15 protein-coding genes are annotated in these 20,125 nt (G+C 70.5%); 10 read left to right on the top strand and 5 right to left on the bottom strand.

The genetic code is table 11. The annotated features are described in order from the left end of the window. Window positions 1-11: 11 nt before the first annotated feature. The 10 genes from AMK58_RS03260 (at window position 12) to AMK58_RS03215 (ending at window position 15,203) form a co-directional block, all read left to right on the top strand. On the top strand, window positions 12-1,412 hold the full coding sequence (locus AMK58_RS03260; protein ID WP_104675377.1) for an SrfA family protein: 1,401 nt from the start codon (window positions 12-14) through the stop codon (window positions 1,410-1,412). A 107-nt stretch (window positions 1,413-1,519) separates the two neighbouring features. After that, window positions 1,520-4,531 carry a virulence factor SrfB gene (locus AMK58_RS03255; protein WP_059398618.1) on the top strand — a complete coding sequence of 1,004 codons (3,012 nt, stop codon included), beginning with the start codon at window positions 1,520-1,522 and terminating at the stop codon, window positions 4,529-4,531. A 14-nt stretch (window positions 4,532-4,545) separates the two neighbouring features. Then, complete coding sequence (locus AMK58_RS03250) at window positions 4,546-7,233, top strand: putative virulence factor (protein ID WP_059398617.1); 2,688 nt, start codon at window positions 4,546-4,548, stop codon at window positions 7,231-7,233. A gap of 14 nt (window positions 7,234-7,247) precedes the next feature. Beyond that, the gene (locus AMK58_RS03245; protein WP_059398616.1) at window positions 7,248-8,333 is read left to right on the top strand and encodes a tetratricopeptide repeat protein; all 1,086 of its coding nucleotides are present in this window, start codon (window positions 7,248-7,250) and stop codon (window positions 8,331-8,333) included. Beyond that, complete coding sequence (locus tag AMK58_RS03240) at window positions 8,330-10,300, top strand: vWA domain-containing protein (protein WP_059398615.1); 1,971 nt, start codon at window positions 8,330-8,332, stop codon at window positions 10,298-10,300. The genes AMK58_RS03245 and AMK58_RS03240 overlap by 4 nt, the downstream gene beginning before the upstream one ends. Before the next feature lie 4 nt (window positions 10,301-10,304). Continuing rightward, window positions 10,305-11,054 (top strand): ABC transporter ATP-binding protein, encoded by a 750-nt coding sequence (locus AMK58_RS03235; RefSeq protein ID WP_051140354.1) that lies wholly within the window; start codon window positions 10,305-10,307, stop codon window positions 11,052-11,054. Beyond that, entirely contained in the window at window positions 11,051-12,301 is a 1,251-nt protein-coding gene (locus tag AMK58_RS03230; RefSeq protein ID WP_059398614.1) for an FtsX-like permease family protein, read from the top strand. The genes AMK58_RS03235 and AMK58_RS03230 overlap by 4 nt, the downstream gene beginning before the upstream one ends. Next, entirely contained in the window at window positions 12,294-13,883 is a 1,590-nt protein-coding gene (locus AMK58_RS03225; RefSeq protein ID WP_059398613.1) for a formylglycine-generating enzyme family protein, read from the top strand. Before AMK58_RS03230 ends, AMK58_RS03225 begins: the two co-directional genes overlap by 8 nt. A 40-nt stretch (window positions 13,884-13,923) precedes the next feature. Next, the gene (locus AMK58_RS03220; protein WP_035675668.1) at window positions 13,924-14,700 is read left to right on the top strand and encodes a hypothetical protein; all 777 of its coding nucleotides are present in this window, start codon (window positions 13,924-13,926) and stop codon (window positions 14,698-14,700) included. A 23-nt stretch (window positions 14,701-14,723) separates the two neighbouring features. Further along, a complete protein-coding gene (locus tag AMK58_RS03215; RefSeq protein WP_137165182.1) occupies window positions 14,724-15,203 on the top strand; it encodes an HlyD family secretion protein in 480 nt (159 codons plus the stop codon). A 282-nt stretch (window positions 15,204-15,485) separates the two neighbouring features. Here the strand turns inward: AMK58_RS03215 and AMK58_RS03210 are convergent, their stop codons facing one another. The 5 genes from AMK58_RS03210 to AMK58_RS03190 form a co-directional block, all read right to left on the bottom strand. Beyond that, window positions 15,486-16,199 (bottom strand): ABC transporter ATP-binding protein, encoded by a 714-nt coding sequence (locus tag AMK58_RS03210; protein ID WP_059399034.1) that lies wholly within the window; start codon window positions 16,197-16,199, stop codon window positions 15,486-15,488. Then, window positions 16,183-16,962, bottom strand: coding sequence for an ABC transporter ATP-binding protein (locus AMK58_RS03205; protein ID WP_035675673.1), 780 nt, complete (start codon window positions 16,960-16,962; stop codon window positions 16,183-16,185). The genes AMK58_RS03210 and AMK58_RS03205 overlap by 17 nt, the downstream gene beginning before the upstream one ends. Next, window positions 16,962-17,990: a branched-chain amino acid ABC transporter permease gene (locus AMK58_RS03200; protein WP_051140358.1), complete on the bottom strand. Its 1,029-nt coding sequence runs from the start codon at window positions 17,988-17,990 to the stop codon at window positions 16,962-16,964. The genes AMK58_RS03205 and AMK58_RS03200 overlap by 1 nt, the downstream gene beginning before the upstream one ends. A 4-nt stretch (window positions 17,991-17,994) precedes the next feature. After that, window positions 17,995-18,873: a branched-chain amino acid ABC transporter permease gene (locus tag AMK58_RS03195; RefSeq protein WP_014241452.1), complete on the bottom strand. Its 879-nt coding sequence runs from the start codon at window positions 18,871-18,873 to the stop codon at window positions 17,995-17,997. Between the two features lie 67 nt (window positions 18,874-18,940). Continuing rightward, window positions 18,941-20,110, bottom strand: a complete 1,170-nt coding sequence (locus AMK58_RS03190) for an ABC transporter substrate-binding protein (protein WP_035675676.1) — start codon at window positions 20,108-20,110, stop codon at window positions 18,941-18,943. Window positions 20,111-20,125 lie beyond the last annotated feature (15 nt).

The raw sequence follows: 20,125 nt of genomic DNA, 5'->3' as shown, positions 1-20,125 counted from the left end.
TGCAGACCTCCATGCGCACCGGCCCCCTCCTCGTCGCCGACTCGGTCGACCGCTTCCAGCCGCTGGGCGCCTTCGGGCAACCGGTCTATCTGAGCCACACCCAGCTCAAGGCGGCGGTGCGCCAGAAACTCGGCGCGCGGTACGCGAACTACTTCGCGCGGCCGGACCGCGACCCGCAGGGGCGCGCCATCCGCTGGCTGTCCGATGTGCCGGGAACCCCGCGGCGCTGGCGCGATTTGCCGCAAGGCGAGCAGGTGGCCGCCGCCATGGAGCTGCACGAGATGCGCGGCGCGTTCCAGGGCTACCTGACGGACCTGCGTGGCCAGCCCGGTTCGTCGCGCGAAGCCGCAGCCTTCGCCAGCCTGCTGGAAAACGCCCTGCTGGTGCCGGACGACGAGCACCTGTTCTTCGTGGACGGCCAGCCGATGGTCAGTTTCTGGGGCTTCCGTCACGGCGAAGGCGCCGGGTTCGACGCGCTGACCGTCGCTCCGGCCCTGCCGGCCGCGGCTCCGGTGTCGGTTCCCCCGCCAACCGCCGCAGTGGTGCCGCCGGTGGCAGGCGCCCGCTGGCCGTGGTGGGCGTGGGCGCTCGGCCTGCTGGCGCTCCTGCTGCTGCTTGGCCTGCTGCTGTCGCTGTGGCGCGGCTGGTGGCCCTTCGGCCTGTCGTTGCCCGGTTTCCAGGTTCCGGGCATCGAGCGCTCCGGCGCCCCGGCGGTGACGCCGCCGGACGTCGGGCTGCCCGACACCAAGACCGAGCCGGCCCGGCCCGAGGCGGGCACGCCGGCGGTTCCGCTGGTTCCGGTGCCGGTGCCGACCCTCACCCCGACGGTGCCCATCCCGTCGGGTCCGGCGGTCGGAACGCCCGCGACACCGGCTCCGGTGGCACCGGTTCCGAATCCCGGAGGACCCGAGCCGTCGGCGGCGCCCCCGCCGACAATGACGCCCCCCACGCCGCCGGTACCGGAAGCCTCCGCTCCCAAGCCGGTCCCGGTTCCGGAAGTCCCGCCGCGTCCGCCGGCCGCCGGCGCCGAGCCGCCCGCCCTCGCCATTCCGCCCGAGTCGGAGCGAACCGGCAGCGTCGCCTTCCTGGAAGGCTGGTGGCGCAGCGGCAATGGGCTGGTGGACCAGAAGGACAAGACGCCGCTCCAGCAGTTCTACCGCTTCGATCAGCAGGGCAAGGGCGAGGTCGTCGTCCGCCGCGCCGACGGCGCCGAATGCCGGGCCAAGGCCCAGGCGGTGATCGGCGCCACGGGACTCGAGGTGACGGAGCTGGGCGATCCCACCTGCCCGGACGGCAGCACCATCGACCGTTCGCACACCACCTGCCGTCGTGACGACGCCGGGCGCACCCAATGCTTCGGCGTCAACAAGGATGAGAGCCGCTACAGAGTTCCGGTCGAACGTCTGCGTTAGTCTTTCCCTAGGCGTGTCCGGTGTGCCAATCACTCGCGTTGTAAGCGGTCGATCTTTCCGTCTAATCTACCGGCAAAAGGCTCACGCCGGGTTTTCGAGGTCTGCGCATGCCGTTGAACGAGTTGACCAAGTTTCCGAACCTCGTCTCCGTGATTCCAGGGAGCGGAATCCAATTCCTGGACTTTGGCTTCTCGCTGCCGAAGGACGCTCCGGTGCCGCGCGACTGGGGTTTCTTCGAGGAGCGGACGGCGGCACTGAATGACGACACGATGCCGGTCCTGGTCCGCCGCGGCGACGAGGAGACCAACCGGCAGGAGCGCTACTCGATCAACGTGCAGCAGGTGGTCCAGATGATGGACCGCAACTGGATGCCGATCCCGCTGTTCCGCGAGGAGATGGGCGGCGGCTATTTCCGCGGCCCCACCAACTGGGCGCGCGGCTGCCTGGTGGCGCTGGACGAGCCGGACGCCGACGGCAACGCCTACCGCTTCGTGCTGGCGCTGGACACCAACCTGGCCGACTTCTTCGAGGAAGAGGCCTACCTTGCCCCATCCCCCGAGGACGCCCGCAATGGCCGCAGCTTCTCGCTGCCGTCGCGCCGCGACCCGCTGGACTGGTTCCTGCGGGAGCCGTGGTTCAAGGACTGGTGCCTGGAAGCCTTCAAGGAGATGGTCGAGCGCGACGAGCGCCGCCGCGCCGGATCGCGCCACGTCCAGCCGCTGTCCTCGGACGAGCTGCTGGAGCGCATGGAGGGTCCGCACGAGCACATCGCGCGCTACAGGGCCTTCATCGACCTGCTGCACGCGCTGGACATCCTGCCGAAGCTGAAGGTGGTGGACCGCTCGACCGAGCCGCGCCCGGCGCCGGTGGACGTGGACATGGTCATCGACCTCGGCAATTCGCGCACTTGCGGCTTGCTGATCGAGACGGAGCCGGACCAGCTCGGCGCCGACATCACCAAGGCGGTGAAACTGCAGCTTCGCGACCTCAGCCGCCCCGAATACGTCTACAGCGACCCGTTCGAGAGCCGGCTGGAGTTCAGCCGCGCCTCCTTCGGACGCGAGCACCTGTCGCTGCGCAGTGGCCGGCCGGACGCCTTCTCCTGGCCGACGGTGGTCCGCGTCGGACCGGAGGCCACCCGCCTCGCCAGCCTGCGGCGCGGCAGCGAGGGCTCGACCGGTTTGTCCGGACCGAAGCGCTATCTGTGGGACGAGGACGCGCGCGAGGACAGCTGGCGCTTCAACGCCGCCGACGTGCACGGTGAGCAGGCGCCCGTAGCGACCGGCGTGGCCTTCACCACGCTGATCAACGACTACGGCGAGGCGATCCACGGCATCGACATGGCGATGGAGGGGGCGGACATGCGCCTTCTGCCGTCCATCCGCGCGCTCTATTCACGGCGCAGCCTGATGTCCTTCGTGCTGGCCGAGGTGTTCCTCCAGGCGCTGTGCATGATGAACTCGCCGTCCCACCGGCTGCGGCGGCGCAACGCCGACCTGCCGCGCCGGCTGCGCCGCATCATCATGACCATGCCGACCGCCATGACCCTGGCCGAGCGGCAGATCCTCCAGCAGCAGGCCGAGGCCGCGCGCGACCTCGCCTATCTGTCGCTGGGCCTCGCCGACATCGACTTCGACGAGAACGGCGCGCAGAAGCCGGTGCCGAAGCCCGACATGCGCCTGCCCGAGGTCATCCTGAAATGGGATGAGGCCAGCGCCACCCAGGCGGTCTATCTGTACGGTCAGGTGGCACTGCAATACTCCGGCGACGCGCGCGCCTTCTTCGACGTGATGCGCCACCCCGGCAACGCCGCCGACCCACAGACGCGGGATTCGCTGCGCGTGGCCACGCTGGACGTCGGCGGCGGCACCACGGATCTGGTCATCACCAGCTTCCGCGCCGAGGGCCAGGGCGCCAATGTCACGCTGTTCCCCAAGCAGGAATTCCGCGAAGGCTTCAACCTCGCCGGCGATGACGCGGTGTTCCAGGTGGTGCGTGAGCTGGTGCTGAAGCCGATCCGGCAGGCGCTCGCCGACTCCGGCCTGGGCGAGCGCGCCGAATCCGTTCTGGACCGCCTGCTCGGCGCCGATCACGGCGAGATGCACGTTTCCGACCAGCTGCGCCGCCAGCAGTTCGCGGCGCAGGTCGCGGCGCCCATCGCGTTGGGTATGCTGGCGCATTACGAGACGTACGACCTCACCGCGCCCAGGGACGCGGAGCTGCGGCCCTTCGCCAGCTTCTTCACCGCGGACAGCAAGCCCAACGACGCGGTGGTCGCCTACATCAACCAGGAGGCGGCACGCCAGGGCGCGCGCGGCTTCGATCTTCAACAGGTGGTTTTCCTGGTGGACGACACGGAGACCGACCGCGTCGTCCGCTCGGTCTTCCAGGAGATGCTGCGGGCCTTGAGCGAGGTGATTTGGCGCTACCGCGCCGACGTCCTGCTGCTGGCCGGGCGTCCGTCGCGGCTGCCGGCGGTGCGCGACATCCTGGTGGAGACCGGCGCTCTGCCGCCGCACCGCATCGTGCCCCTGCATCGCTTCCGCGTCGGCCAGTGGTACCCGTTCCGCGGCCAGAACGCGACCATCGGCGACCCGAAGACCACGGCGTCGGTCGGCGCCATGATCTGCCTGCTGGGCGAAGGGCAGCTCCAGAACTTCAACTTCCGGTCCGACGCGCTGCGGCTGGGCTCGACCGCGCAGTTCTTCGGCAAGCTGGACCGCAACAACCGTCTGCTAGACGCCGACGTCTATTACCGCGACATGCGGCTGGACGCCGAGGACTACGACCTGCCCGACGCGCCGTTCCAGTTCCGCGGGCCGATGCCGCTGGGCTTCCGGCAGTTCCCGGTGGACTGGTGGCCGGCGACGCGGATGTACAGCCTGGACTACGCCAACAACGAGGTCGCGGCCGAGCTGAACGCCCGCACCCCGCTGAACGTCACGCTGCGCCGCCGGACGCGGGACGTGAAGAAGCAGGTGGTGGACAGCTTCGAGCCGGCCTCGATCATCGACGCGCTGGGCCGCACCGTGCCGAAGAACAAGCTGCGGCTGCGGCTGCAATCCATCGACGACCAGCAGGGCTATTGGCTGGACACCGGCATCCTCCTCGACAAGTGATGTGAGGCGACGACGTGAGTGAGTTTGCGAAGGATCTGGTCGGCGCCGCGCGCCGCGTCGCCGAGGGCAGCGGGCAAGCCCGCCGCTGGGTCGAGGAGGTGCGCGCCTCCGCGGTCAGCGTCGCCAACGAGGCGCACGGGTTGCGCGCGGCGACGCGCCGGTCGGAGAATCTGGCGCGCAAGCTGATCGGCGCGGCCGGACGGCGCAACTGCGTGGGCGTCTTCGGCCCCAGCCAGGCCGGCAAGTCCTATCTGGTGTCGGCGCTGGCGCGCAGCCGATCCTCCTCGCTGACCGCGGACTTCGGCCGCGAGAGGAAGGATTTCCTGACCGAGATCAACCCCCCCGGCGACCGCGAGTCGACCGGCCTCGTCACCCGCTTCACGGTCCACCGCGACGGCCCGGTGGACCCTGAGCACCCGGTCGAGCTGCGGCTGCTCAGCGAGACGGATCTGGTGAAGATCCTCGCCAACAGCTTCCTGTCCGATTTCGACCCCAACAACATGACGGTGAAGCTGCCGGACGAGGCGGAGATCCGGCAGGTGCTGGCGACCGCCGAGGCGGAGGCGACGGGAACCCCGGCGGCGCATCTCGACGAGATCGCGCTGTACGACCTCGGCGAATATTTCCAGCGCAACTTCGCGGCGCGCATCCGTGCGCTGGACAACACCGATTATTGGGAAGGCGTGATCCGCCACGCCGCCCGCCTGACCCTGGCCGGGCGGGCGCGTCTGTTCGCCATGCTCTGGGGCAATCTCGGCGCCTTCACCGAGCTGTTCCTGACGCTGGCCGGCGCGCTCGAACGGCTCTCCCACGCGCCGGACGCGCGCGCTGCCCTGTCCGCCCTGGTGCCGCGCGAGACCAGCATCATCGACGTCGAGGTGCTGAAGCGCGCGCTCGGCACGCCGGAGGACGCGCGCGACCTCGTCAGCGTCCGGCCGCTGGCCGGCAGCGCGGCGGGCGCCCCGGTGCCGCTGCCCCGCGCCACGCTGACGGCGCTGGTGGCCGAGCTGAAGATCGTCATGGCCGACACGCCCTGGCCCTTCTTCCAGCACACCGATCTTCTGGACTTCCCCGGCGCGCGTTCGCGTCTCAAGCTCCCCTGCCTGCCTTCGGACGACGGGGAGAAGACAGCACAGGTCCGCGAACTGCTGCTGCGCGGCAAGATCGCCTACCTGTTCCAGCGCTTCACCGAGGAGCGCGAGCTGACCGCCATGCTGCTGTGCATGCCGCCAAGCACGGCGGAGGTGAAGGACCTCGCTCCGATGGTGCGCGGCTGGATCGACGTGACCCACGGCGCCACGCCGGAAGCGCGCGCGCGGGCGCGCACCGCGCTGTTTCTGATGCTCACCAAGTTCGATCTGGAGTTCGTGGAGAAGGGCGGCGAAACCGCCGAGTCCCGCCGCGGCAAGTGGGACCGCCGCCTCGGCGCCTCCTTCCTGGAGCTGTACGGCAAGGACGGCTGGCCGGAGAACTGGGACGGCAAGCCCTTCGCCAACACGCTGTTCCTGCGCAACCCCGGCATGAAGCAGCTCCATCTCATGGACTACATCGACCAGCAGCGGCTGGTCGAGGCCGGGCCGTCCGCCGCCCAGGCCGGCGTGATCGCGGAATACCGCGCCGCCTTCGAGAACTCCCCGCTGTGCGCCCGCCACGTCGCGGACCGCGGCACCGTGTGGGACGCCGCCTTCATGCCCAACGACGGCGGCGTCACCTTCCTCGTGGAACGGTTGAACGCGGTGCTCGACCCGGCGCTGAAGGAAGCGCAAATCCGCCAGCGGTTGCAGGAGGAGGCGACGCACCTCGAGGCGAGTCTCAAGCGCTTCTACCACGCCGACGACGACGCCTCGCGCCGTGAGCGCGAGCAGGCGCTGAACGCCACCCGCGTCCGCCTCAACCAAGCCATGAAGCCGACGGACTACACGCTGTTCGGCCATTTGCTGGAGCGCCTGCAATTCCGCGAGGCCACGGCGCGCGAGATCTTCCTGAACGCGGCGGCGCTGAAGCTCGACCGCCTCGCCCCGGCTCCGGCCGAGGCCGCGCCGCCGGTCCCCGACGACGATCCCTGGGGCGCGGCGGCCGTCACCCCGGCGGAGGCGCCGCCGGTCCCCCGCCGGCCGCCAGCCGACCGTCCCGCGGTCTTCGCCGAACAGGTGATGAACCATTGGACCGAACATCTGCGCGCCCTGTCGCAGGACGCCGGCCTGCTGTCGCGGCTCGGCCTGCCGGCCGCCGCGCTGGACGATCTCGTGCAGGAGGTGATCGTCGGCGCCCACCGCCGTGGGCTGGGCGACGCCATCGCCGAGGGTGTGCGCGCCCAGGTGCAGGCCGCGCACACCCGTTGGGACGACGTGGTGGACCGGGCCGTCGGCATCGCCATGATGCGGCTCAACGACTACGTCGCCGGCCTGGGATTCGCCGGGCTGGACGAGGCCGCCCGCCCCGGCTTTCCCGAGGCGCCGCAGCCCCGCGCCCGCGCCATCTTCACCCCGCCGCCGGTGCCCGCCGGCCTGCCGCCGCTGGACGGCCGCCGCCTGCCGATGGAACGCGACCGCTTCATCGACTGGGGCGTCGCCTTCCGCCAGCTCGGTCTCGACAATGTGAGCTTCGCCGGAGGCCGTGAGATCGGCGAAGCCCACAACCGCGCGCTCGGCGAGATCCTCGCGACCATCGCGATCGCGCAGCCCACCCCCATCACCGCCTGACGGACCGTCCAACCATGCCCGCGCGCGCGACCCAACCCTCCACCTACCCCGGCGGCCGAGCCCTGATCGAGGTGATCGGCCCGCCCGACCGCTTTCCCGACCCGGTCGAGATCTGCCTGCTGCACCAGATGGGCGGAGTGGACAAGGCCAAGCACCTCGATCCGCGCACGCCGGACGATCCCTGGAAAAGCGCCGTCTTCTGGTTTCCACCTGAGACTGTCGCGCGCGCCGAGGGCCGGCTGTCCTTCGACCTCGACCACGGGGTGACGGCCCATCTGCGCCCGAACATCCCCTATGTGATGCGGGTGCGCGGCGCCGGAGGGGCCGTGGTCGAGGAACGGCTGGTGTGGAAGGCCATCCGCGGCAAGTCCACCCCGCCCGTGTGGACGCCGCCGAAGGGACCGGAATGGCCGAAGGAGACGAAAGGGGAAGCGCCGGCCGGTCCGGCGGAACCGCAGGAGCCCCAGAAACCCCAGGAGATCCATATCCCGGCCGACATCGAGACGGGACCGCCTCCCACCGGGCCCGTCGGCACCGGCAAGGCACCCCCCTGGGGCGCCATCGCCGCGGGGGTGCTGCTGCTGGCCGCGCTCGCCGGCGGCGGCTGGTTCCTCATGCAGAACGGGGAGTCCGAACCGGCACCGGTCGCCGAGGCCGCCAAGCCCGCCCTGCCGCCCGCCCTGCCGCCGCCGACGGTCGAGGAGGCCCGTAAGCTGGTGCAGCAGGGCACGCCGGCCGGCGACGCCTACGCGGCCGGGGAGCGGTTCCGGCAGGCCAAGGCGCTGGACGGCGCCTTCCTGCTGTTCCGCCACGCCGCCGAGCGCGGCAGCGCCGAGGCGGCGATCGCGCTGGGCGCGATGTACGACCCCGCCACCCATTCCGCCGAAACCAGCCCGCTGCCCTCGGCCAACCCGACCCAGGCCGCCGAGTGGTACCGCCGCGCCGCCGAGGCCGGCGATGCCGAAGCGCAGTTCCGTTACGGCCGGCTGCTGATGAGCGGCAAGACCGACGACCCGCAGGGGCCGGACGCCGGCCTCGCATGGCTGCGCAAGGCGGCCGACCAGGGGCACGCACAGGCCAAGGAGGCACTGCCGAAATGACCGCCGCATCCTTCCGTGTCCTGGCCGCCGCCCTCGGCGTCGCCCTGCTGGCCGGCACCGCCGCGCCCGCGCTCGCGCAGGCCACCGGCAAGCGCACGCCGCTGCTGATCGAGGGCAAGACCGCGCTGCACCAGCGGGTGCTGACCCGGCCGGGCGCGGTGCTGGCCGCCTCCCCCGGCGGCACCGGCAAAACCGTGCCACCGATGTTCGTCTTCTTCGTCTACGACCGCAAGGAGCAGGGCGGGAAGAGCTTCCTGGAGGTGGGCGCGGACAGCGAGGGCAAGACCGCCGGCTGGGTGGAAGCCTCCGACACCATCCCCTGGCGCCACACGCTGGTGATGGCCTTCACCAACCCGGCCAACCGCGAGCGGGTGCTGTTCTTCAAGGACCGCAAGGGCCTCGTCGACCTGCTGAATTCCGACCGGCTGCTGGTCGATGCCGAGGCCGCGCGCCAGCAGGTGGCGTCCGGCGCGGTGCCGGCCGACAGCCCGATCATTTCGGCCGAGCCGGAGACCTTCATCGATCTCCAGAAGCAGTTCTACCTGCTGCCGATCCTCGAGGCGAACTCGACGGTGCTGAAATCCGGCTTCCGGGTGCGCACGGTGCGCGTCGCCTCCGTGACCAAGGAGAAGGCGGAGCCGCTGGCCCCCACCCCCTCCCGCCGCGGCAATCCCGAAGCGGAACTGGCCGACTTCCGGTCCGGCGTGGTGTTCCTGGTCGACGCCACCTCCTCCATGCAGCCTTACATCGATCGGGCGCGCACGGCCATCGAGCAGGTTTTCCAGCAGGTCGAGGCCGCCAAGCTGAACGACCGCGTCCGCTTCGGCATGATCGGCTATCGCGACGACCCGCAGAAGTCCAAGGGGGTCGAGTATCTGACCCGCACCTTCGCCGACCCCAACAGCACGGCGACCAAGTCGGCCTTCTTCGACTCGGTCAAGGGCGTGTCGGCCTCCACCGCCTCCACCCGCGCCTTCGCCGAGGACGGCTACGCCGGGCTGGAGCAGGCGATCCGCAAGATCGACTGGAAGCCGTTCGGCGGCCGCTACGTCATCTGGTTCACCGACGCCAGCTCGCGCGAAGGCACGTCGCCGCTGGCCAGCACCGGCCTGTCCACGGCGCAGATCCGCCAGCTCGCGCTGGAGAACCGCATCGCCATCTACGTGCTGCACCTTCAGACCGCCGAGGGGCGCAACGACCATCAGACCGCCCGGTCCCAATATGAGCGGCTGAGCAACTTCCCCAACGTCGGCTCCCTCTATTTCCCGGTGGAGGCCGGCGACGCCGAGGCCTTCCGCAGCCAGGTGCAGCGCCTGTCCGAGCTGCTGGTCAATCAGGTGAAGACCGCCCAGGCGGCAGCCAAGCCCGACGCGCAGCCCGCCACCCCGGCGGACGACCGCATGGCGAAGGCGGCGGAGGACGTGGGCAAGGCGATGCGACTGGCCTACCTCGGCGAGGTGCAGGGCACCAAGGCGCCGGCCATGTTCGAGGCGTGGGCGTCCGACCGCGATTTCCGCAAGCCGGACATCGCGTCCTTCAGCGTGCGCGTCCTGCTGACCAAGAACCAGATCAGCGATCTCCAGGCCACGCTGCGCAAGGTGGTGGAGGCCGGCGAACGTGGGCAGATCGACCCCGGCGACTTCTTCAACCAGCTGCGCAGCGCCGCCGCCGCCATGGGGCGCGACCCCAACCGCATCGCCCAGGGCAAGGCGCGCAACCTGGAGGAAACCGGCCTGATGGGCGAGTATCTGGAGGGCCTGCCCTACCAGAGCCGCATCATGTCCATCGACCCGGACGGCTGGGCCCGCATGGGGGTGGGGGAGCAGCAGGCGATCATCGACGACGTGAAGTCGAAGGTGGCGCTGTACCAGCGCTTCCACGACGACGTGGACCGCTGGGTGACGCTGCACGACAAGGCCTCGGCCGGCGACGCGGTCTATCCCGTGCCGCTCGACAGCCTGCCTTGACGTCATGACGGCGCCGCTCGTCGATCTTCAGGACTGTGTCCACGAACGCGCCGCCGGAAGCGACCGGTTCCGGCTGGCGGTGGAGCGCTTCACCCTGTGCCCCGGCGACCAGATCGCCCTGGTCGGCCCGAGCGGCTGCGGCAAGAGCACGACCCTCGACCTGCTCTCGCTGATTGTCGCCCCCACGCGGGCCGGGCGCTTCACGCTGCGCATGCCCCAGGCCGGAATGCTGGCCGAGCCCGTTGACGTGATGGCGTTGTGGCGTCGCGGGGCGCGCGACCGCCTGACCGCGCTGCGCGCCGCCCACATGGGCTATGTTCTTCAAACCGGCGGGCTGGTGCCGTTCCTGTCGGTGCGCGAGAACGTGCTGCTGACGCGCCGGGCGCTCGGTCTGCCCTGCCCCGGCCCGGCGGTGACGCTCATGGAGACGCTGGGGGTGGCCGAGCTGGGGCGCCGTCTCCCCCGGCAGATCTCCATCGGGCAGCGCCAGCGCGTCGCCATCGCCCGCGCCTTGGCGCACCAGCCGGCGGTGATCCTCGCCGACGAGCCGACCGCGTCGCTCGACCCGTCGCTGGCCGAGGGAACCATGAAACTGCTGAGCGCCGTCGCCCGCTTCCAGAAGGCGGCGCTGGTGGTGGTCACCCACGACCATCGCTTGGCCGAGCGGACCGGCCTCACCGTGGTGGAATGCCGGACCGGCGCCGGAGCGAGCGTGGTTCGCCACGACTCCGCAAAGGCCGAGGCGGCGGCATGATGGCGCGCATCGCCCAGCTCTTCCGCCTCGCGCTGGCCGACCTGCGGGTCGAATGGCCCATCGCGCTGTGCCAGGTGATCGCCATCGCCGCCGTGCTGACACCGTTGCTGGTGCTGGCGGGCTTGCAGCAGGGGGCCATCGGCACGCTGATCGACCGGCTGAACCGCGACCCGGCCATGCGCCTCGTCGTGCCGGAAGTGACCGGCGGCCACCGCTTCGACCACGCGTGGTTCGCCGCCATGGCGGCGCGCCCCGAGGTGGATTTCGTCATGCCCGCCACCCGCCAGATCGCCGGCCAGATCGACCTGCTGCGCGACGAGGCATCGGGGGACCAGTCCGGCGGCCAACCCAACGGACGGGGTGAAGCGCGCGTCACGCTGCTGCCCACCGCCCCCGGCGACCCGGTGACCGGGCCGCACGCCGCGGCGGCGGCCATGGACGGCGTGATCCTCAGTTTCCGCGCCGCCGGCCGGTTGGGCGTGATGCCGGGCGCCGTGGTGACCGCCTACGCCGAGCGCACGCGCGGCGGCAAGGCCGAGCCGCTGGCCTTCCCCCTGCGCGTCGTGGCCGTGCTGCCCGCGCAGCGCGACGGCGGGATGAGCGCCTTCGCCACCCTGCCGCTGGTGCAGGCGGTGCAGGACTTCCGCGACGGGAAAGCGGCACCGGCGCTCGGCGCCACGGCGGGCGACCCGGCCGGGCCGGCCGCCGACTACCCGCTGTTCCGGCTCTACGCCCGCTCGATCCGCGACGTGCAGGCGCTGGCGGCCGACTTCCAGGCCAACGGCATCGCCGTAGCCACCCGCCATGCCGAGATCGCCTCCACCCTGACGCTGGACCGCAACCTGCGCGCCATCCTGCTGATCATCGCGACCCTGTCGGTGGCCGGCTACGTGGTGGCGGTGACCGCCAGCCAGTGGGGCAATCTGCGCCGCAAGCGGCGCGATCTGGCGATCCTCAACCTCACCGGCTACGGCAGCGGCTGGCTGGTCGCCTTCCCCGTGGCGCAGGCGGCCATCCTGGCGCTGGTCGGCAGCCTCGTCGCCGCGGCGGCCTTCGCCGGGGCGGCGGCGACCATCAACGGGCATTTCCAGGAGAGCATCGCGTCGGGCGAGGCGGCCTGCCGGCTCGGCGCGCCGGACCTGCTGGCGGCGGCGGCGCTGACGCTCGCCCTGTCGCTCCTGCCCGCGGCGGCCATCGGGCTCGCCTGCCGCCGCATCGAAACCAGCGAGGAGCTGCGCAGTGTCTGACCGCACACCGATCCTGCCCGTGCTGGCGGCGCTGCTTGCCGCCGCCGCCGCCCCTGCGCTGGCCGCCGAGCCGGTCAAGCCAGCCTCACCGGTCAAGCCAGCCTCACCGGTCAAGCCAGACTGGGCGGAAGCCCTCTACAACCCGCAGCCGGACAAGGAGGATCTGGTCCTTCCCATGCCCTGCGGCGGCGCCATGACCTTCCGCAAGGTGGCTGTGCCGGCCGAGGGCGTTCTGGATGACCGGCGCGTCGAGCTGGGCGGCGGCGAGGCGAAGTTCGCCTATTCCGAAAACAGCCGGCGCGACTATGTGGCCGGCGGCTTCACCGAAGCCAAGACCCGGAATCTGCGCTTCTTCTATCTCGGCAAATACGAGGTGACGCGCCAGCAGTTCGACGCGCTGTCGGGCGGCGCCTGCGCCGAGCCGGACGAGGAGGCCCGCCTGCCCAAGGTGCAGGTGACCTGGGCGGAGGCCGTGGCCTTCTCCGGCGCCTACGCCACGTGGCTGGTCAAGAACGCGACCGACCGCCTGCCGGCCGAGGAGGGCGCGTCCGGCTTCGTCCGCCTGCCCACCGAGGCGGAGTGGGAATTCGCCGCGCGTGGCGGCATCGCGGTGTCGGACAGCGTCTTCGTGCAGCCCGCCTTCCCGATGCCGGAGGGGCCGGCGCGCTACGTCTGGTTCCAGGGCAGCGAGTCCGCCAACAACGAGCTGAACGCCGTCGGCCTGCTGAAGCCAAACCCGCTCGGCCTGTACGACATGCTGGGCAACGCCGGTGAGTTCGTGCTCGACCCCTTCCGCCTGAACAAGCTGTCGCGGCTGCACGGGCAGGCCGGCGGCCAGACGGTGAAGGGCGGCGACTTCCGCACCCCGCTGGCCGACATCCGCAGCGCCGCGCGGGAGGAGTTCGTCCCGGTCGACAAGCGCGGTGAGCGCCGATCCCCCTCCACCGGGTTCCGCCTCGCTCTCGCCGCCCCGAGCCTGCCCACCACCCAGCGCATCGGCACGGTGCGCAAGGCGTGGGAGGATCTGCCGAAGGCCGCGGCGGCGGCCATCGCCGGGCCCCAGGACGACCCGGTCAAGGAGGTCGAGGTGCTCCGCGCGGCGGTCGAGGACCCGGCCCTCAAGCAGCGCATCGGAAACCTGTCCACCGTCATCAAGTCCAGCATCCAGACCAGCAACGAGCAGCGCGCCCGCGCCGCCCGCAGCGAGATCCGCGTCGGCGCCTACCTCGCCCGCAAGCTGGCCGACGACAAGCGCATCATCGCCACCAAGGAACGCCAGATCGAGGCGCTGTCGACCGCCAACCAGCAGCTCAAGGACGGCATCCGCCGGGCGCTGGAGGCCGACCGCGCGGCGCTCGACTTCAACCTCGGCTACTACATCGACACGCTCACGCAGCTGAACGCCGAGTACCCGGAAAACCTGATGCTGGCCCAGGCCGAGGGGCTGAAGCGCGAGTTCGAGGCGCGCGACCTCGCGGCGCTCAACGGCTTCATCGACCTTTGCATCCGGCACGCGGCCCGCCTGCGCGCCGACGGGAAGCTCGACCGCCCCAACACGCTGGGGGAAATCCCGGCGCCATGACCAAGACGACCGAAACGACGCCAAAAAGGGGGACCACATCATGGCTTCGCACGCCGCTTCGCTGCCTCACTTAACCACCGGCCGGGCGGGCCGGGCGATCGCGGTCGCGCTGGCGGGATCGCTGCTGCTGTCGGCCTGCGCGACGACGGGCAACAGCACCGCCTCCGGCCAATGCTCCAGCAGCACGGCTCAGCTCTCGGCCGCCGAGATGCAGCTCTGCAAGGATTCGCAGGTCTTCAACGAGACGGTGGCCGGCGGCGCCGCTACGGGCGCGTTGGCCGGTATCCTGGTGGGAGCGCTGGCCGGCGCCTTGACCGGCGACGCCCGCAACATCGCCAAGGGCGCGGTGATCGGCGGCGTGGCCGGCGGCATCGCCGGTGGTGTGGACGGCTACATCACCGCCAAGGCCCAGGAATCCGGCAACAACCGCGTGCGCATGGTCGATGCGATGACCCGCGACGTCGACGCCGACAACACACGGCTGAAGGCTTTGGTCAACAGCTCCAACCAGGTGCTGGCCGACTCGCGCTCCCGTCTGGAACGCACGACCGCCGAATACAAGTCCGGCAAGACCTCGCTCGCCAACCTGGAGAGTGAGCGCAAGCGCCTTGAGGACAACCGCGCGCTGATGGAAACCTCGCTGGAGTCGCTGCGCAAGAAGCGCGACAACTATCAGGAGACCAGCATGAAGATGGCGAACAGCGGTGCTTCCACCACGCAGTTCAACAGCAAGATTTCTGAGCTGAACACGCAGATCGCGCAGCTCGAAGAGAATGTCAGCGGCATGAACGCCGCCCTGACGATCTCCAAGGTTTAAGGGGCAGCAAGATGAACGGACGGATGAGAGGCATCCTCCTTGCCGGTGGCATGGCCGCGCTGCTGAGCGGCTGTGTGAGCACCTATATGGACCAGAAGGCCGACCTGCGCGCCGGCGGACCGCAGGCGCGCGAGGCTGCGGCACGCCAGCAATACGCCTCCGCAAAGGCGCAGAACACCGACCTCAACGACCAGCTGGTGTCCACCCAGCGCGACATCGACCGCAACGAGCGCCGCATCGCCGCGGCCCAGACGCAGCTGAGCACGGTCCGCCAGGATCTCGACCGCGCCCGGCGCAGCAAAAAGCTGAGCGACTCCGAATACCGGCGGATGCGGGCGGAAGCCGACGACATCAACCGCGACATCACGGAACTGGATTTCAAGATGAAGGCCGGCGGCGCCTCCACCCCCGCCGACGCTGCCGAGAAGGAGCGGCAGATCCAAGCGCTGGAAAAGAAGAAGGCGGAACTGGAGAGAGCCATCCAGCTGACGCTCGGCCAGTGATGCGCAAGGCGCTCGATGGCCCCCATCGGGCGCCTGATTGAGCGCCTCGGTCCCTATCTATGCCAGCGCCGGCTTCAGCCCGAAGACGTGCACCGCTTGGGACAGCGTGCCTTCCACGCCTTGGCATAGGGCGTAGAGCGGCCGTTCACTGTCCATCTCAGTCCGGTTCCGTGCTGCCACCAAGCGGTAGCCCGCTTAGCCCCGCTTACCAGGGGGTGCCCGTCCCTCTTTCAACCCGCCACCGTGGGCATGACGGTGCCAGGAGAAGCTCCACCGCGCGGCTCAATGGCGACCGCCACCGAGATAGCTGCTCAGCACTTCCGGGTCGTCGGCGACCTTCGAGCCGTGGGTCTGGAAGGCGATCGCGCCGTTGGCGAGCACATAGGTGGTGCCGGCGACCGCCGCCGGGACGCCGATGTTCTGCTCGATGAGGAAGATGGTCATGCCTTCCCCGTTGAGCCGCCGGATCACCTCGATCATTTCCTGGACCAGCCGCGGGGACAGGCCGTGCGACGGCTCGTCCATCAGCAGGATTCGCGGCCGCGCCATCAACGCGCGCCCGATCGCCACCATCTGCTGTTCGCCGCCGCTCATGGTGCCCGCCGGCACGCTCCGCCGCTCGCGCAGGCGGGGGAAGAAGTCGTAGACGCGCTCCAGGTCGGCGGCGATGCCGGCCTTGTCGTGGCGCGCCGCGGCGCCGAGGGCGAGGTTGTCGGCGACCGTCATGCTCGGCCAGACGAAGCGGCCCTGCGGCACCTGGATCACGCCCTTGGTGACGATGTCGTGCGGGTGCAGGCCGGCGATGGGCCGCTCGTCGAACTCCACCGCGCCGCCGCGCGGCTTGACCAGGCCGCTCAGCGTCTTCAGCAGCGTCGTCTTGCCGGCGCCGTTGCCGCCGAGCAGCGCGACGACCTCGCCGCGCGGGACCGAGAAGGTGACGTCGCGCAGGACCTCGCTGAGGCCGTACCAGACGCTCAGGTTACGCACGGTCAGCATCGGGGCTCTTTCCAAGATAGGCTTCCTTGACGAACGGGTCGGCGAGGATGGCGTCCGGCGCGCCGTCGGCGATCTTCCGCCCCGAGTTCAGAACGGTGATGCGGTCGCACACGCCCATCACCAGGCGGATGACGTGCTCCACCATGATGATGGTGATGCCGCGCTTGTCGCGGATGCGGCGCAGCAGTTCATCCAGCTCGGCGACGCGCGGCGGGCTGAGGCCGACCGCCGGTTCGTCCAGCAGCAGCACCTTGGGCTCGGCAACCAGCGAACGGGCGATCTCCACCAGACGCTGCTGGCCGAACGACAGCGAGGCGCCGTCACGCTCGGCAAAGGACAGCATCCCGACGAAGGCCAGCGCCTCGCGCGCCCGCTCGCGGGCCTGCCGCTCCTCGCGGAGCACGCCGGGCAGGCCGATGGCGGCGCCCAGCACCGAGGCGCGCAGTCCCTGGTGCATCCCCGCCATGACGTTCTCAAGCACCGTCATCCCTTTGAAGAGGAGCGAGGTCTGGAAGGTGCGCCCGACGCCGCGGGCGGCCACTTCGCTGGCCTTGAGGCGGGTGAGCGGCTGGCCGTCCAGGCGGATCTCGCCCCCGGTCGGACGCACCAGGCCGGAGACGACGTTGAGCAGGGTCGTCTTGCCGGCGCCGTTCGGGCCGATGATGCCGCGGATCTCGCCGGCCGGCACCGCGATGTCCACGTCGCTGAGCGCGGCGAGGCCGCCGAACGACAGCGACAGGCGTTCGATGCTGAGTTCGGCCATCAGTCCTCCTCCCCTCGGCTGTGCGGTTCCGTCCACCCCGGCAGCCAGCGCCGCAGCGCCTGCACGAGGCCGCCCGGCGCGAACAGCAGCATGACCAGCAGCAGCAGGCCGAGGCCGATCTCCTGGAAGTCCTGCATGCCGCGCAGCCCCTCCTGCATGCCGATCAGCAGCACGGCGGCGATCGCCGACCCGGCGATCGAACCGAGGCCGCCGACGACGACCATGCAGAACTGCAGGACGATCTGGAACAGGTTGAAGGACTCCGGCACCACCACGTTCAGCAGGCCGGCGAACAGGCCGCCCGCCACCCCGGCGTAGACGGCGGTCAGCGTGTAGGCGGTGATCTTGGTGCGGGTGATGTCCACCGCGATGGATTCCGCCGCCACCTCGCTCTCGCGCAGGGCCACCAGGGCGCGGCCGATGCGCGACCGCATGACGCCGTACGCCGCGGCCACCAGCAGGACGGCGAGGACGAGGCTCAGATAGTAGATGCCCGTGGTGGTGCGCAGGCCAAGCGCGGTGAAGTCGACCGGCGCCATGACGAAGCCCGCCGTGCCGTGGGTCACCGAGTCCCAGTGCACGAAGGTCCACAGCGCGAACTGCGCGAAGGCGATGGTGGCGAGCGCCAGATAGAGCCCGCGCAGGCGCAGCGCCGGCAGCGCGATCGCCAGCCCGATGGCCACGGTGATGGCGGTGCCGGCGGGCAGGGCCAGCCAGAAGGGCAGGCCGGCGTCGAGGCGGAGCAGGCCGGTGGCGTAGGCGCCGACGCCGAACAGGGCGCCGTTGGCGAAGGAGAGCTGCCCGGCGAGGCCGAGCAGGATGTTCAGGCCGACGGCCAGGATCACGTAGATGAGCGCCAGATTGCCGACATAGACCTGATAGGGGTTGGCCACCAGCGGCAGCACGGCGAACAGCAGGACGCCGACGGCGAGCGCCGGGCGCCGGCCGACCAGCCGGCCGAGGTTGCGGCGCCTGAGGGCGCGGGGCGCCGAGGGTTCGGCCGAAGGATCATTGGACAGAGTGACCATCGTGTTACACCTCCCGTCGGGCGCGGGCGCCCAGCAGGCCGGTCGGCCGGAACACCAGGACGGCCAGAATGATGATGAAGGCCGAGACGTCCTGGATGCTGCTGGCAATGTAGGTGCCGGCGAGCGCCTCGAGGATGCCGACCAGGAGCCCGCCGATGACCGCCCCGGTCATGCTGCCCAACCCGCCGAGGATGGTGGCGGCGAACGCCTTCAGCAGCAGGCTGAGCCCGATGTCCGGGGTGAGCAGGGTGAGCGGCGCCACGAAGACCGCGGCCACACCGGCGAGCGCCGCCCCGGCCCCCCAGGTCAGCATGTAGACGCGCTCGACGCGGATGCCGACGAGGTAGGCGGCGTGCGCGTTCTCGGCGGTGGCCTGCATCATCTTGCCGGCCCGCGTCCGGGTGAAGAACAGCGTCAGCAGCAGCATGCACACCGCCACGCTGGCGATGACCACGAGCTGCTGAGGGAACACGGCGACGCCGCCGATGAGGACCGGGGCCGGGCTGACCAGCGGCGGAAAGGGCACCACCTCGCCCTGGCCGCCCCAGAAATGGCGGCCGATGCCCTTCAGCACGAAGGACAGCCCGACTGTCGCCATGACCATGGCGATCGGCGGCGCCTTGATGAGCGGCTGGTAGACGACGCGGTCGGTGAGCACGCCCAGCACGAACGAGCCGGCCACTGCGCCCAGCAGCGCCACGATGTAGGGCAACTCCCACATCACATGCAGGGTGAAGGCGAGGAAGCCGCCGATCATGAACAGCTCGCCGTGCGAGAAGTTGATGTGTCCGGTGGTCCGGTAGCAGAGCACGAGGCCGACCGCGACGAGCGCGTAGAGCGCGCCGCTGGTGATCCCCGAGGACAAGGCATAGGCGAGCAGCACCGCCGGGCTCCTTTCTCTGGAGGGCTGCGCCGGTCCCCTCCGGGGAGCCGGCGCAGGGGATGCGGAATCAGCGGGTCGGCTTGGTGACGCCGATGCCGGTGACGCGGCCGTCCTGGAAGGCGAAGATGCCCAGCGCCTTGTGGCACTGGTGGTCGGTGGGCTTGCACTCCAGCGGACCGGCATAGGTGTCGGTCTTCACCGTCAGGTTCGACATGATCTGGAGGATCTTCTCCCGCGTCGGCTCCGGACCGGCCTGCTTGAGCGCCTCGACCGCGAACTGCCCGGCGGAGATGCCGTACATGTGCAGGACGTTGAAGCGGTCGCCGAACCGCTTTTCGACGATGCCCTTCCACTTCGCCACCTGCGGGTCGTCGACGCCGTAGCCGGCGGCGGTGACGGCGCGGAGATTCTTTACGGAGTCGGGCGAGCCGACGCCCTTGGCCAGCACGTCGATCTCGCCGAGCGGCGAGCCGCCGACCATCAGCGGTTGGAGCCCCACCTTGTAGGCGTCCCGCAGGAACGGCACCGCCGCCTTGGGGAACAGCAGGAGGAGCACGGCGTCCGGCTTGGTGGCCTGGAGCTGCAGGACGGTGGGCGTGGTGTCGGTCGGCTCGACGGCGATCTCCTGGATGGAGACCGGCTCGATGCCCTTGGCCTTGAAGGCCTGCTTCATCGGATCGAGGCGCGCCTTGCCCCAGGCGTCCGGCTGCCAGACCACGGCGATCCGCGTCTTGCCCTGGTCGAGGGCGAGCTGGAGCTGGCCGTAGACCTCCATCCAGGCGGCCGACATGGTGGTGAAGATGTACGGATTGACCGGCTCGGTCAGGGAGTCGGCGGTGGAGGCGACGATCACCCAGGGGATTTTCGCCTCGATTACCTCGGGCTTCTGCGCGATGGCGGCGTTGGAGCAGCCGCCGCCGACGATCATGAAGGGCTTCTCCTCGTGGATCAGCTTCTTGACCGCGCCGACGCCCCGGCTGGGCAGGCACTCGTCGTCCTGCTTGGTATAGACGATCTTGCGGCCATGGATGCCGCCGGCGGCGTTGGCCTCCTCGAACACCGCCTGCACGCCGTTGAGCTGCGGGATGATGAGCCCGGCGGAGGGGCCGGTGAGCCCGCCCATGCCGCCGATGACGATGGTGTCGGCGGTGACGCCGGTCTCGGCCAAGGCGGCCGGCGCCGCCATCAGTGCCAGGCCGGTCATCGTGGCCAAGCCGGTCATCGTGAGCGTGCGCATGTGCCTTCCTCCCAT

This window comes from Azospirillum brasilense (genome assembly GCF_001315015.1).
In the GTDB taxonomy this organism is placed as follows: Bacteria; Pseudomonadota; Alphaproteobacteria; order Azospirillales; family Azospirillaceae; genus Azospirillum; species Azospirillum brasilense.
This window is presented reverse-complemented; position numbering and strand designations above follow the sequence as displayed.